We start from the raw sequence: 14,748 nt of genomic DNA on the forward strand, positions 1-14,748 counted from the left end.
TCGGCCGTATGGCGCGTCGCGCGCGGAAAGTTGCCGCGGTGACGCTCGAGATCGGCAAAAACGCGGTAGCGGCCCTCGGCATGAAGCCCGTCCAGCTCGTTTTTGAAAAATGCTTCGAAATCCATCATATGCTCCAGTATCACGCGGCCGTTCTTGCCGACCGGACGTCCGCGCGTCAATGCTTACCTTTTGCTTTACCATCAACTGCGGCAAAAGGCCCAGTTTTTTGAATGATTCCAGATAAAAATTCTGCGTAGCCGCGATCAATCAAATTCATGCCGCAACCACCCGTCGAAATTCGCGAACCGTCTGAAGGGCGACGACGGTCATTATCGCAAAAAAATCGGCGCACCAGTGGACAACCCATTCTTCCGACATAGTTTTCCGTCTAGCCTGACTAAAAATAAAAGGGACGGCCTTTGCCCCATGGGCAACAACCTCGGAGAGAAAGATGAAGAAAGCTGTCATACTCGCATTGATCGGCTTGTCGATTGCAAGCTGCACGCCGACCCAGCAGGGTGCCGGTATCGGAGCTGCATCGGGCGCCGTCATTGGTGGTGCGGTCACCGGCAATGTCCGTGGCGCGGCGGTCGGCGCCGCTATCGGCGGCGTGTCGGGCGCCCTGATCGGTAGCGTCGCCGAACAGCCCGGCCAGTGCTACTATCGCGACCGCTACGGCCGCCGCTACATCGACGCCTGCCCCCGCTGAGAGCGCTTATAAGAAGGCAAAAACAGGAAATCCCGGACACACATCCGGGATTTTTTGTGCTAAATTAGCGCGTTGGCAATTTAAAATGGTACACCCCGCGCGTTTTTGCCGCTAAGCTGTTCACGGCTGGGCAACGAAGCTTCATGTAGGCGTAACCAAAAGCAGCGGATGCGGATTAGAGGGACAGGCCCGAAAACAGGTACTGCGTATCGGCGAACAGGCACCATGATGGTGGTCGCGGCGGCAGCTGCGTTCTCACCGGTCCTGATCGGCGACGCTTATGCCTTCAAGCTTTTCGGCATTACTATCTTCGGCAAGGACGAGGACGAAGCTCAACAGGTGCCCGATCCGGTGCGCTATCAGGTCGAACTTAAGGCCGACACCGCCGATCCCGATCTCAAGGAAACGCTGGAGAACAGCTCCCGCCTCGTCAGCGACCAGAAACAGCCCGTCTCCGGCGATCTCGGCATCGTCGTCAAGGCGCGCGACGACCGCGAGCGGCTGATTGCCGCCTTGTATGAAAAGGCCCGCTACGGCGGTGTGGTGACGATCACCATCGACGGCCAGAACATCGACGACCTGCCACCCAATCCGACCTTCGACCGCTCCGGGCCGATCCCCGTCACCGTCGAGATAACCCCCGGCCCCGTCTTCAGGGTCAGGGAAGTGCAGTTCGGCGGCGACGCCGCAGACCGCAATCCTGCCGATTACGACCTCGCCCCCGGCGCCGAGGCCGGTTCGCTCGCCATCATCAAGGCCGGCGACAGAATAGTCGAGCAGTTGAAAAGCGAAGGCCGCCCCTTCGCCAAATTGACCGAACGCAAGGTCGTCGCCGATCACAGAAGCGATACGGTCGACATCGTGCTTTCCGCCGAAGGCGGGCCTGTCGCCCCGATCGGCGATGTCGGCGTTACCGGCGAAAAAACCGTCCGGCCCGGTTTCATCCAGCGCTTTTCCCGGCTGAACAAAGGCGAAGCCTACTCGCCGGAAGCGCTGAAGAAGGCAGGCGAGCGCCTTCGCGCCCTCGGCGTCTTTTCGAGCGTCACCATTCACGAAGGCGATGCGCTGGCGCCGGATGGCACCTTGCCGATGACGATCGAGGTTTCCGAAGGCAAGCGGCGCTATTTCGGCATCGGCGCGCAATATTCCACCACCGACGGCTTTGGCGTTCAGGGCTATTGGGGCCACCGCAACCTGTTCGGCGAAGCCGAGACGCTGAGGATCGAGGGCTCCGTCTCCCGGCTCGGCGAAACCACCGATGTCGGCAGCCTCGACTATTCCGCCGGCATCCTCTTCACCAAGCCGGGCGCCTTCTTTCCTGCCGCCACTCTAAAGGCCGGCATCGTCGCCAAGACCCAGAATCCGGACGCTTACAACGCGACGCTCGTCACCGCCTCGCTCGGCCTGTCCTACGAATTGACCGATAAGGATACTGTGTCGGCGAGCGGCGAAGTCAGCTGGGAGCGCGACGACGACGCCTTCGGCACGAACGACTATCTGACCTTCACCTTGCCGATCCAATATGATCGTGATGCACGCGACGATAAGTTCAACCCGACGGAGGGCTATCGTGCGACGGTTTCGGCAAAACCGGGCTACGAGATCTTCAATGCTACGCCCTATGCGGCTTTCGAAGGCTCTATCTCCGGCTATCTGCCGTTCGGCGCCGAAGACCGCCTGGTTCTGGCGGGCAAGCTTGCCGGCGGCGTACTGATCGGCGGCGGCGGGATCGAGGATATTCCCGCCACGCAACGCTTCTTTGCCGGCGGCGGCGGTTCGGTGCGCGGATACAGCTATCAGGAAATCTCGCCTTACAACGACAATGGCGACGCCACCGGCGGCCGCTCCTATGTCACAGCGTCGCTGGAGGCCCGCATCAAAATCACCGATACGATCGGCGTCGTTCCCTTTGTCGATGTCGGCACCGTATCGGACCGCACCTTCCCTGGTTTTTCCGATATCCGCGCCGGCGCCGGCGCCGGGATACGATATGCCACACCTTTCGGCCCGCTGCGGCTTGATTTTGCCGTGCCGCTGAACAAGTACGAAGATGGCACAGATTATGGAATTTACGCCGGCATCGGCCAGTCCTTCTAGGATTGCCGGTTCCGCTGTCATATCTGATCTGTGAGCCGTCATGAAAACGGGGTAATGTCCGCGCCGATGCAAACGCTGGCAAAAATCATCAACTGGATCATACGGCTCACCGGCTATGTCGTGGGCGCCAGCTTGATTCTCGCTGTCGCAGCGCTTGCGATCTTCGGCTTCACCTCCTTTGGCGCCCGTATCGTCACCGAAAAAATTGCCTCCACGCTTTCCAATCGCGACATGACAATCGAGGTGCGCGAACCGGAAGGTCTGTTGACCGGCGGGCTTCGCGCCGCGGAGATCTCCATCTCCGACACGAGGGGCGTCTTTGCTGAAATCCACGGCTTGGCCATTGACTGGAATCCGCTGGCGCTGCTGACCGGAACCTTCCACGCCAAACGCTTCGAGATCGAAGCAATCGACGTACTGCGCAAGCCGGTGCGCACCCTGCCCTCCCGGCCCGCTGCTGAAAATTCCGGCGGCTTGTCTCTGCCGATCAAGATCGACGTCGACCAGGTTGCGCTGCCCAATATCAAGCTTGCCGAACCCTTTGCCGGGCGCGCCTTTGCGCTCGCCGCCGAAGGCAGCCTCTCGGCAGACGGCGACGGCGGGGAAGCCACCGTCAACGTCAGCCGCCACGCGGTCCCGGATGCGCGACTTACCGCCGATATCGCTTATGCGCCGGCCGAAAACAGGCTGCGTCTGAAGGCCCAGCTTGCCGAGCCGAAGGGCGGGCTGCTGGCAGGCTTCCTCGGCCTGCCGGATAGTCCTGCCGTTAACATCGACCTCGACGGCCAAGGACCGATATCCGACTGGAGAGGCAAATTGCAGGCCGCGCTCGACGGACAGCAGCGGGCCGCAATCGAAGGCCGGCATGCGATCGCCGCCGACGGACTGCACCATCTCGACCTCAAGGGCGGCGGTGACCTGAGCTCGCTCCTGCCGGCAGCATTCCGGCCGCTGTTCGCCGGCCAAACCAATATCGACCTTGCCTCAACCTTCGACGACCGGGGCAAGATCGATATTCAGACCGGCAATATCGCCACCGGCAGCGTCGTCATCGCCGCATCAGGCACGCTTGATCCGGCCGGCAACAACAGCCTCAACGCCAACCTGCTCGGCACGTCCGGGCCTGTCGATTTCCGCTGGCCGCTCGCCGAAGGCGAAGCGCGCTTCCTGATATCCGGCCTCAACCTGACGCTGACCGGCGACGCGCAGGCGGCGCGACTGAGCGTCAGCGGCTCGCTCGACAGCGCAACCCTGCCGCAGGCCGATATCGGCAACGTCAAACTGACGGCAAAGAGCGACGCCTTCAATCTTGCCGCCCGCGCCGGCAGCGTCCAGCTGCGCCTCGTCGCCGGCGACGCGACCTTTGCCGAGCCGAACCTCAACCGTGCGGTCAAAGGCCCGGTCACGCTCGCCGCGCCGCTGCAGATCACGGCCGGCAGCATTGGTTTCAATGGCACCACCGTCGAAAGCGCCAATATCAACGGCAGCCTCAACGGCTCCTATCGGCTGACGGACCGCGCTCTGACCGGCAATATCAAGCTGGTCGTCGAACCGGCGGCTCTCCCGGCCGCGGCGACAAGCAGGTTCGACGGGCCAATCTCGCTCGAAAGCCAGGTGGCGGGCACGATCCCGTCGAAATTCGCGCTGTCCAACCTCGTCGTCAAATCCGGAACGCTCGAGGCCGCCGGCAACGTCGCGCTCGACGGCTCGAGCTTGAACGCCGATCTCTCGGGCCGGCTGCCCGATGTCGGTAAGCTGATGGCGGGCGCGAGCGGCGGAGCCGCTTACGCGTTGCGGGTCGGGGGCGAACTGCCGGCCCTCTCCGTGACAGCCAATATCAAGGCTGCCAGCCTGCAGATGGCCGATCGCATGCTCGCCAACCTCAATATCGACCTCACGGGCGTCGCCGATCCGAAGGCGCCGCAGGGTAAGATTGCCGCAACCGGCACGATCGACGGCCAGCCGATCGGCGTCAACGGCGATATCCTCTCCGAGGACGGCAGGATGAGCATTCCGGCGCTGACCGCCGACATCGGCGGCAACCGGCTGACCGGCAATCTGGAATTTTCGCCCTCCCTGACGCCTTCGGGCGCCTTGACCTTCGATTTTCCCAATATCGGCCTGCTCGCCGCCCTCGGCGGACAGAAAGCCGAAGGCGATCTCAAGGGATCGCTCGGCGTCACCAGCGACGGCGGCAGGATTGCGCTGAAACTGCAGGCGACCGGCGATTCGCTCCGCCGCGATACACTCGCCGTCCTCAAACCCGAGATCGACGTCACGGTGAGCGATCTCAGCGCCTTTGCGGCCAACGGCACGGTCCGGGCAGAGGAGGTGAATGCCGGCGCGAACAGGCTGGCCGGGCTTTCGCTCGCTTTCACCAAGCAGCAGAATCAGACCGCCTTCGATCTCACTGCTGCCTATGATGGCAATCCGGTGCTGGCGGCCGGCAATATCCAGACGACAGACGGCACAGTCGACGTAAACCTCGATCGTTTCTCGGCAAGCCCGCGCAATATCCCGATCGAGCTTGCCGCAGCGACGCAGGTCAAAATCGCCGGCGGCGCCGCCAGTCTGGACGGACTGACGCTGAAAACAGGCACCGGCTCGGTGAGCGTTACCGGTTCGGCCGGCGAGACGCTGAAGCTCGACGCCGTCATTAAGGAGCTGCCGGCAGCGCTCGCCAACGGTTTCGTGCCCAAGCTTTCGGCTGGCGGCACGATCTCCGGAACGATCGCCGTGACGGGAACGCCGGCCGCGCCCATCGCCGACTTCAAACTTGACTGGAAGGATGCGACGACGGGCCAGATCAAGGGGGCCGGGCTGGCGCCGCTTGCCATCACCGCCGGCGGCAAATTTGCCGACAAGAAGCTCGATTTCGACACGACGATCGGCAGCGCCGACGGCCTCTCGCTCAAGGCGGCCGGCGATGTCGGCCTCGCCGACCCGACGGCGCCGTTGCTCGATATCTACGCCGATATCCTCAACCTGCCCGCCCGTGTCGCCAATGGTTTTGTTCCCGATCTCGCCGCCGAAGGCGCGATCACGGGAAAGGTGAGCGCCGCTGGCTCCCTCAAGGCTCCGACCGCCAATTTCGATCTCGCCTGGAAGAGTGCCGCGACGAGCCACACCAGGCGCGCCGGCCTTACGGGGCTTGATGTGACCGCGTCCGGCAAATTCGCCAACAACACGCTCGATTTCGATGCCGCGGTCAGCGGCGCCGACAGCCTGTCACTCAAGGCAAACGGCAATGTCGGCATGACAGGGACGACGATCGGCGGCGTCAAGATCGACGCAACACTGGCCAATATCCCCGCCGCTGTTGCAAACGGTTTCGTCCCCGATCTCGCAGCGGCAGGCCTTGTCTCCGGGACGGTCTCGGCGAGCGGGTCCCCTGCCGCCCCGACCGCCAATTTCGATCTCCATTGGCAAAATGCCGTCACAAGCCACACGAAACGCGCCGGCCTTGCCGGTCTCGGCGTGACGGCATCCGGTAAATTCGCCGACAATAGGCTCGATTTCGACGCCGCGGTCGATGGCGTCGACGGGTTCTCTCTCAAGGCAAACGGCGATGTCGCCATCACCGGCAAGACGGTCGGTGCCGCCAAGGTCGATGCGACGCTGGCAAATATCCCGGCAAGCATTGCAAACGGCTTCGTTGCCGATCTTGCTGCCGAAGGCTCGGTCTCGGGAAAAATCTCGGCGGCAGGCTCACTTTCCGCGCCGACCGCCAATTTTGATCTCAACTGGAAAGACGCTGCAACGAACCACACCAGGCGTGCCGGGCTTACCGTTCTTGGCATTACCGCATCGGGAAAATTTGCCGAGAACAAGCTGGATTTCAACGCAGCAGCCCTCGGCGATCAAGGCCTCTCACTGAAGGCCGTTGGCAATGTCGCCCTCGCCGGCACGGCGATCGACAGCGCAAAGCTCGATGCCGAGATCGCCAAGGTCCCCGCCGCTCTCGCCAACGCCTTCGTTCCCGGCCTGGCGGCCGGCGGCACGATATCCGGCACCATCTCTGCGGCCGGCACACCCGCCGCACCGAAGGCCGATTTCAAGCTCGACTGGACGGATGCCGCAACCAGCCACACCAGAACCGCCCAACTTTCCGGCCTTACGCTTGCCGCTTCGGGCCACCTCGCTGACAATAAGCTTGATTTCAACGCCAATCTCAGCGGCAAGGACGGCCTCTCGCTGAAAGCTGCGGGCAATGTCGCGATATCGGGCGCCTCGGTCCGCAACCTTGACGTCAAGGCCGATCTCGCCAATCTGCCCGCGGGCCTTGCCAACGGCTTCGTTCCCGGCCTTGCGGCGGAGGGCACGGTGTCGGGAACGGCATCTGCCTCAGGCGCGCTTCCCAAGCCCGCTGTCGACTTCAAGCTCGACTGGAAAAACGCCGCCACCGCCCAGACCAGGAGCAGCGGTCTTTCCGATCTCAGCGCCGCGGCATCCGGCAAATTCGCCAATGACAGGGTCGATTTCGATGCCAATCTCGCCGGCAAGGACGGCGTGCTTGCCAAGGCGACCGGCGGCGTCACGATTGCCGGAACGGCCATCCGCGACCTTTCGGTCAATGCCGATATTCCCGCCTTGCCGGCAAATATCGCCAATGCCTTTGTTCCCGGTCTCGGGGCCGAAGGCACGCTTTCGGCCAGCGCCGTCACATCGGGAACGCCGGCCAATCCGGTCGTCGATTTCAAGCTTGGCTGGAAGGATGCGGCGACCAGCCACACCAAGGCGGCCGGCCTTTCCCGTCTTGCGCTGGCGGCAACAGGAAAATATGCCGAAGACAGGCTCGATTTTGATGCGGATCTCCGCGGCGGCGGCGGCATTGCGCTGAAAGCCGCCGGTCATCTTTCCATTGCAGGCACCTCGATCCGATCGATCGACGTCACGGCGAACGCCGCCAATGTTCCGGCTGCCCTCGCCAACGGCTTTGTTCCGGGTATCGGCGCCGACGGTACGATCTCGGCGACCGCCAAGGCGGCCGGCACGCTGTCCGCGCCCGCAGTCGATTTCAAGGTCGATTGGAAGAACGCTGCGACGAGCCAGACCAAAGGCGCCGGTCTTTCGCCGCTCAGCATCGGGGCATCGGGCAAGCTGGCCGACAACAGGCTGACCGTCGACACCAGTCTTGCCGGTGACGCCGGCATGTCGCTGAAGGGCGGCGGCAGTGTCGTGATATCAGGCAATCGGGCTCTCGACCTGCGCTTCAACGGCAACGTTCCGTTCGCGGTGCTCGGCACCCCGCTTGCGCAGCAGGGCCTGGTCGCCGACGGGGTCGCAACCGTCAATCTTACGATCGGCGGAACGGCCGCAGCACCTGTCATCAACGGCACGGTCTCGACCAATGGCGCCAAGCTCGTCGACGTCAGACGCAACCTTGCCGTCAACAATCTCGCAGCCACCGTGACCTTCAATGGCACCCAGGCCGTGATATCGCGTCTCAGCGGCAATCTTGGCGGCGGCGGCACGATTTCGGCGAGCGGCACCATCGGTATCCAGCCGGCCGGCGGCTTTCCCGCCGACATTTCGATCAAGCTCGACAAGGCAGTCTATGTCGACGGAACCCTCGTCGTCTCGACCGTCAACGGGACAGTGGGCCTGCGCGGGCCGATCATGACCGCGACGCTGAGCGGCAGGCTGCGGCTGGACAAGACCTCGATCACCGTCCCGCAAAAATTGCCGACCTCGCTCAGCGAAATCGACATACGGCATAAGAACGCGCCGCGGGCGGTGCGTGCGCAGCTCAGGGATGGCGGCGAGCGGAAAACCGGCGAGAAATCCTCCGTGATCACCCTCGATCTCGAAATCGACGCGCCCTCGCAAATCTTCGTGCGTGGCCGCGGCATCGATGCCGAGCTCGGAGGCCGCGTGACGATCCGCGGAACGGCGGCAGTGCCCGTGGTCACCGGTGGGTTCACCATGCGCCGCGGCCGATTGACCATTCTCAACCGCCGTCTGAATTTCTCCGACAAGAGCAGGATCACCTTTGCCGGCGATCTAACGCCGGCGCTCGATATGGAAGCCACCTCCACCTCCGGCACGACGACCCTGACGGTTGATGTGGCCGGCCTTGCCACCGATCCTTCGATCACCTTTTCCTCCTCGCCGCAGCTGCCGCAAGACGAGGTGCTGGCGCAGCTGATCTTCGGCCAGTCGATGTCGAAGCTATCGCCGGTGCAGATCGCCCAGCTCGCCGATGCCGTCAGCCAGCTGGCCGGCAACCGCTCCACCTCGCTTTTCGAAGGCCTGCGCAACCAGCTCGGCGTCGACGATTTCGACATCAGCACCGACGAGAAGGGCCAGACGAGCGTCAGCGTCGGCCGCTACCTCAATGACCGCACCTATTTCGAACTGCAGCAGGGCGGTGCGGCCGGTGCCAAGGCGATCATCAATCTCGATGTCGGCCGCGGCGTCAAACTGCGCGGCGCCGCCGGCGGCAACGGCGCGGGCGAAGCGGGCATCGTTTATGAGCGGGAATATTGAGGCGGCTTACCTTTGTTTTGCGCGATCCCGGACGGAAAACCGCTTCGCACTTTTCCTGGGATTGCTCTAAAAACCCGTCTTGCTCGTCTTCAATAGAATGTTGGTCTCCGTCGAGTTGATACCGTTGATCAGCCGGATGCGGCGCAGCGTCTCGTCGAAGGAGGCAAGGTCGCGATCCTCAAGTTCGGCGACGAAATCCCATTTGCCGTTGGTGCTGTGAAGGGCGCGGACCTGCGGCAGACCCCGTAGCTGATCGGCTACCCTGTCGGCCAGTTTGCCGAGGACCTCGATCATGACGATGGCGCGCACGCCGGCGGATCGCGTCTCGTGACCGGTACGGATGGTGAAGCCGACAATGGTGCCGCTGGCAACGAGCCGGTCGATGCGGGCGGCGACCGTTGCTCGCGATGCACCGGTCAGAGCCGCAAGCGAGGAAACGGAAATCCGGGCATTGTGGCGAAGGGCACTCAAGAGTTCGGTATCGAGATCGTCCACGCTGATCACTCTGTCAAAATAGCTTTATCAATCTGCGCAATCATAATCCATTTCTGACACTTTTCCATCTTTTTGCCGGCAGCCCTTTATCTCACTATCGGCCGAAACAGGCCTCAACACGGAGCCCTCGCATGAATGTCCAATCGCGATCTGTCACCCTCATCGGCGCACCGCTGGAGGAAGGCTCCGGCCGCAGAGGTGCTGCCATGGGCCCCGCGGCGCTGCGCATCGCCGGCGTCGACCAGACGCTGATCGATCTCGGCCACGATGTCGTCGATAATGGCGATCTCAGGATCGTGCCGGCGATGGACCTGCCGAATCACCCCAAGGCCCATAATCTGCGGATCGTCGGCGCCTTCACCCGCGCACTCGAAGGCAGCGTCTATGAGGTCGCCGCCTCCGGCCGCTTTCCGCTCATTCTCGGCGGCGACCACAGCCTTTCCATGGGCAGCGTCTCTGGCATGGCCCGCTATGCCGCCGGCAAGGGTCGCCCGCTCTTCGTGCTCTGGCTTGATGCCCATGCCGATTTCAATTCTCCGGCCACTTCCCCCTCCGGCAATATTCACGGCATGCCCGTCGCCTTCTTCTGCGGCGAGGCGGAGTTCGCCGAGATTCTGCCGAAGGGCCGTCCCTTCGTCGATCCGAAGCATGTCTTCCAGGTCGGGATCCGCTCGGTCGATGCGCGCGAGCGCGAGGAAATCCACGAACACGGTGTCAACGTCTTCGATATGCGCGCCATCGACGAACAGGGCATCGGCGCCATCATGCGCCATATCCTCGATGTCGTCGCCAACGCCGACGGCCTGCTGCATGTCAGTCTCGATCTCGATTTCCTCGATCCCGATATTGCCCCCGGCGTCGGCACGACTGTGCCGGGTGGCGCCACCTTCCGCGAGGCCCATCTTGTCATGGAAATGCTGTCTGACAGCGGTCTCGTCTCGTCGCTCGATCTCGTCGAACTGAATCCGTTTCTCGACGATCGTGGCAAGAGCGCTCGCATATTGGTGGAACTGACGGCCAGTCTCTTCGGCCGCCGCATCTTCGATCGTCCAACCCGTGCCGCATAGAGGCACGTGCCGCATAAACCAGGCTTTGAGGGAGAAGCGCCATGACCACTTCGGAAAAATTGATCGCCACGGAACAGCGGCTCGGCGCCAATAATTACAAGCCGCTCGACGTGGTGTTGACTCGCGGCGAAGGCGTTTATGTCTGGGATACCGACGGCAACCGTTATCTTGATTGTCTCTCTGCCTATTCCGCCGTCAACCAGGGCCATTGCCATCCCAAGATCCGCGCCGCCATGGTCGAGCAGGCGGGCCGTCTGACGCTTACCTCCCGCGCCTTCCGCAACGACCAGCTCGCCTATCTCTACGAAGAGCTCGCCGCTCTGACCGGCTCGCACAAGATCCTGCCGATGAACTCCGGTGCCGAAGCCGTGGAGACCGCCATCAAAGCGGTGCGCAAATGGGGATACGAGGTCAAGGGCGTGCCGGAAGGACAGGCGGAGATCATCGTCTGCGCCGACAATTTCCATGGCCGGACGCTGAGCATCATCAGTTTCTCCACAGACCCCGACGCCCGCAACGGCTTCGGCCCGTACACGCCGGGCTTTCGCATCATTCCCTTCGGCGATGCCGGGGCTTTCGCCGCCGCCATCAACGACAATACGGTGGCGGCGCTGATCGAGCCGATCCAGGGGGAAGCCGGCGTCATCATTCCGCCGGCCGGTTATTTCACCCGCATCCGCGAACTCTGCACGGCCAACAACATCACCCTCATCCTTGACGAGATCCAGACCGGCCTCGGCCGCACCGGCAAGCTGCTGGCCGAAGAGCACGAGGGCATCGAGGCCGATGTGACGCTGATCGGCAAGGCGCTGTCCGGCGGCTTCTATCCGGTATCCGCGGTGCTTTCGAATTCCGAGGTGCTGGGGGTGCTGAAGCCCGGCCAGCACGGCTCGACTTTCGGCGGCAACCCGCTCGCCTGCGCGGTGGCGCGCACTGCGCTGAAGGTGTTGACGGAAGAAGGCATGATCGAAAACGCCGCAGCGATGGGCGACTATTTCCTCGAAGGCCTGAGGTCGATGCGCTCGAACATCGTCCGCGATGTGCGCGGCCGCGGCCTGATGATGGCCGTCGAGCTGGAGCCCGAAGCCGGCGGGGCACGCCAATATTGCCATGCGCTGAAGGAGCGCGGCCTTCTCGCCAAGGACACGCACGACCATACGATCCGCCTCGCCCCGCCGTTGATCATTTCAAGGGAACAGGTCGACTGGGCGGTCTCGCAGATCGAAAAGACGATCGGCTGACGTAAATCGAGACTGAAACCTGGGTAATCCGGTTTCCGATTTAGATTTGGGCAACACTCTTTCGCTAATGTCGTCGTAACCGTAACGATGCTTCGCCGAAACGCAAAGCCATCGCGTGGTGTGATGGGGCGCACTCGCTTCTGCTTTGGCTCACGACAGTTGGGAAGAATTCTAATGGCCACGATCAATTCCACTAGCTTCAGCGGCGATACGCTCGAGATCATTGCCTTCCGCCTGCATGATCAGGAATTCTGCGTCAAGACCACGACCATCCGCGAAATCCGCGGCTGGGCGCCCTCGACGCCGATCCCGCATGCGCCGGCCGATGTCATCGGCGTCATGAACCTGCGCGGCTCGGTCATTCCGATTATCGATCTCGCCTACAAGCTCGGCATGAAGAGCACCGTCGCCAACGAGCGCAGCGCCATCGTCGTTGCCGAAGTTCACAGCATGGTGATCGGCATGCTCGTCGACCGCGTCTCGGATATCCTCACCATCTCCTCCAGCCAGGTTCAGCCGGTGCCCGAGGTGACCGCCTCCTTCGATCGCGCCTATTGCGAAGGCATCATCGCGTCGGAAAACGGCATGATCTGCTTCCTGAACCTCTCCAAGATGTTCAAGGAAAACGAAACGGACGACTTGGCAGCCTGATCCGGCAGTAGAATTCGCCCATCGAGAACCGCCCCTCCGGGCGGTTTTTTATTGGCTCACGGCAACCAATCTTCGGATGCGGCAATACATTCTTGGCGCCATCTCCAACGGGCTCACCAGCGCGGCATCTCGTTTCACGCGTCGTCAGGGCGCAAGGCACTGCCGCGGCAGGCGCCGAGAGCTGGGAAGAGTTCTGATCTTCGACCCTTTCCTATAAATCGATTCCGGGAAATGCACGGAGGACCAAGGTGAAGCGCACCGACGCATACCGCCTCGGCGCGCTTCGATCGGTTAGCCGAACAGCGCGAAGGTGGCCCGCAGCGTCACCCATACACCCCAGAGCAGCGGAATGCCGACGACCGCCCAGGCAAGCGCCGCCTTGGCGTCGAGCCCGCCGGTACCGATGCCGAAGGAGCCTGTCGGCCCGGCATTGACGGCCGCCGACTTCGCCTGCAATGCCGCGACCTCGTCATCCGTCATGAACCACTTGTCCGGAAGCGGCCTGACCAACGCATTGGCGATGAGGCCGAGCGCTAGCATGCCGGCGAGGATATACATGGTGCCGGTATAGAGGGTCGGGCCGGGTGCGACGCCGGCGGCGATCTGCGCTTCGCGGATATAGTTCACGACGACAGGACCGACGACGCCGGCCGTTGCCCAGGCCGTCAGCAGCCGGCCGTGGATGGCGCCGACGAACTGCGTGCCGAAGATATCGGCGAGATAGGCCGGGATGGTCGCAAAGCCGCCGCCATACATCGACAGGATGATGCCGAAGGCGAGAACGAACAGGGCCTTGTTGCCCATGCCGGCAAAAGTGGGCGCCAGCGCATAGAGCACGATGCCGATGACGAAGAAGCTGTAATAGGTGTTCTTGCGGCCGATCTTGTCGGACAACGACGCCCAGAAGAACCGTCCGCCGATGTTGAAGAGCGACAGCAGGCCGGCGAAACCGGCGGCGATCGTGGCGATCGATGCCTTCTGCCCGGCATCGAGCTGCGCAAAGGCGACATCCGGCAAGCCAATCAGCGAACCGGCGAAGATTTCCTGCAGCATCGGCGAGGCCACGCCGAGAACGCCGATACCGGCCGAAACGTTGAGGCAGAGCACGGCCCAGATCAGCCAGAACTGCTTGGTCTTGTGGGCGTCACGCAGGTGCACGTGTTTGGTGGTGATCATCGTGCTCTTGGCCGCCGGCGGCGTCCAGCCTTCCGGGCGCCAGCCGGCCGGCGGGATGCGGTAGCCGAAGGCGCCGCCCATCATGAAGACGAAATAGATCGCCGCCATGACGATGAAGGTCTGCCAGACGCCGACCGACGTATCGGTCTTGAAGGCATTCATCAGCAGATTGGCAAGTGGAGCGCCGATCATCGCGCCGCCGCCGAAGCCCATGATCGCCATGCCGGTCGCCATGCCGCGCCGGTCGGGAAACCATTTGATCAGCGTCGAAACCGGAGAGATGTAACCGAGGCCGAGACCGATGCCGCCGATAACGCCGGCGCCGAGCCACATCAACCACAGCTGATGGGTGATGACGCCGACGGCGGCAAGCACAATGCCACCGCACCAGCAGCAGGCGGAAACGACACCCGCCTTGCGCGGGCCGGCCCGCTCGAGCCAGCCGCCCCAGATGGCGGCCGACGAGCCGAGCAGGACGAAAAACAGCGTATAGATCCAGCCGAGATCGGCAACCCGCCAGTCGCAGGTCGTGGTGAACAATGCCGAGCCGAGGGTCAGATCTGGGCAGGCGGTCGATGCGGTAATCCCCAGCGACTTCGACAGCGGCAGCCAGAATACGCTGAAACCATAGGCCATGCCGATGCAGAGATGGATGGCCAATGCGGCCGGCGGCACCAGCCACCTGTTGAAACCGGGCGTGGCCACGATCCTTTCGCGATCGAGCAGGCCTGAGCCAGCCACCGCTCCGTCTGTACGTGTTTCCGCTGCAGTCATGAACAACTCCTCTTTGTTTCAGACCTTGCTGTGATTGGAGCGCCACCCA

General features: G+C 62.8%; 8 protein-coding genes and 1 pseudogene. 6 read left to right on the plus strand and 3 right to left on the minus strand.

The genetic code is table 11. The annotated features are described in order from the left end of the window. Positions 1–125, minus strand: a pseudogene (locus tag A7X77_RS33085) (5-aminolevulinate synthase); the annotation flags it as partial. 326 nt (positions 126–451) lie between these two features. Here A7X77_RS33085 and A7X77_RS15400 point away from each other — a divergent pair. From A7X77_RS15400 to A7X77_RS15410, 3 genes are all read left to right on the plus strand, one after another. Then, positions 452–709, plus strand: a complete 258-nt coding sequence (locus tag A7X77_RS15400) for a YMGG-like glycine zipper-containing protein (RefSeq protein WP_004679653.1) — start codon at positions 452–454, stop codon at positions 707–709. A gap of 168 nt (positions 710–877) precedes the next feature. Further along, positions 878–2,806, plus strand: coding sequence for an autotransporter assembly complex protein TamA (locus tag A7X77_RS15405; RefSeq protein ID WP_197486843.1), 1,929 nt, complete (start codon positions 878–880; stop codon positions 2,804–2,806). Positions 2,807–2,872: 66 nt separating this feature from the next. Further along, on the plus strand, positions 2,873–9,295 hold the full coding sequence (locus tag A7X77_RS15410; protein WP_064683978.1) for a translocation/assembly module TamB domain-containing protein: 6,423 nt from the start codon (positions 2,873–2,875) through the stop codon (positions 9,293–9,295). Between the two features lie 66 nt (positions 9,296–9,361). On the opposite strand, the gene A7X77_RS15415 is transcribed toward A7X77_RS15410, so the two are convergent. Beyond that, positions 9,362–9,799 carry an Lrp/AsnC family transcriptional regulator gene (locus A7X77_RS15415; protein ID WP_197486844.1) on the minus strand — a complete coding sequence of 146 codons (438 nt, stop codon included), beginning with the start codon at positions 9,797–9,799 and terminating at the stop codon, positions 9,362–9,364. A 122-nt stretch (positions 9,800–9,921) separates the two neighbouring features. Between A7X77_RS15415 and rocF the strand changes: the two genes are divergently transcribed. From rocF to A7X77_RS15430, 3 genes are all read left to right on the plus strand, one after another. Continuing rightward, complete coding sequence (rocF, locus tag A7X77_RS15420) at positions 9,922–10,857, plus strand: arginase (RefSeq protein ID WP_064683755.1); 936 nt, start codon at positions 9,922–9,924, stop codon at positions 10,855–10,857. A 41-nt stretch (positions 10,858–10,898) separates the two neighbouring features. Next, complete coding sequence (gene rocD, locus A7X77_RS15425) at positions 10,899–12,098, plus strand: ornithine--oxo-acid transaminase (RefSeq protein ID WP_064683756.1); 1,200 nt, start codon at positions 10,899–10,901, stop codon at positions 12,096–12,098. Positions 12,099–12,272: 174 nt separating this feature from the next. Beyond that, a complete protein-coding gene (locus A7X77_RS15430) occupies positions 12,273–12,749 on the plus strand; it encodes a chemotaxis protein CheW (RefSeq protein ID WP_011427049.1) in 477 nt (158 codons plus the stop codon). A 291-nt stretch (positions 12,750–13,040) separates the two neighbouring features. Here A7X77_RS15430 and A7X77_RS15435 read toward each other — a convergent pair whose 3' ends face one another. Next, entirely contained in the window at positions 13,041–14,699 is a 1,659-nt protein-coding gene (locus A7X77_RS15435; RefSeq protein WP_064683757.1) for an OFA family MFS transporter, read from the minus strand. Between the last annotated feature and the right edge of the window lie 49 nt (positions 14,700–14,748).

This window comes from Rhizobium bangladeshense (assembly GCF_001662075.1).
Taxonomy (GTDB): domain Bacteria; phylum Pseudomonadota; class Alphaproteobacteria; order Rhizobiales; family Rhizobiaceae; genus Rhizobium; species Rhizobium bangladeshense_B.

Excerpts from the sequence above, each read along its gene's own strand:
- A7X77_RS15430 (WP_011427049.1), top strand. The coding sequence starts at position 12,273 with ATGGCCACGATCAATTCCACTAGCTTCAGCGGCGATACGCTCGAGATC.
- A7X77_RS15410 (WP_064683978.1), top strand. The coding sequence starts at position 2,873 with ATGCAAACGCTGGCAAAAATCATCAACTGGATCATACGGCTCACCGGC.
- A7X77_RS15405 (WP_197486843.1), top strand. The coding sequence starts at position 878 with ATGCGGATTAGAGGGACAGGCCCGAAAACAGGTACTGCGTATCGGCGA.
- A7X77_RS15400 (WP_004679653.1), top strand. The coding sequence starts at position 452 with ATGAAGAAAGCTGTCATACTCGCATTGATCGGCTTGTCGATTGCAAGC.
- rocF (WP_064683755.1), top strand. The coding sequence starts at position 9,922 with ATGAATGTCCAATCGCGATCTGTCACCCTCATCGGCGCACCGCTGGAG.
- rocD (WP_064683756.1), top strand. The coding sequence starts at position 10,899 with ATGACCACTTCGGAAAAATTGATCGCCACGGAACAGCGGCTCGGCGCC.
- A7X77_RS15435 (WP_064683757.1), bottom strand. The coding sequence starts at position 14,699 with ATGACTGCAGCGGAAACACGTACAGACGGAGCGGTGGCTGGCTCAGGC.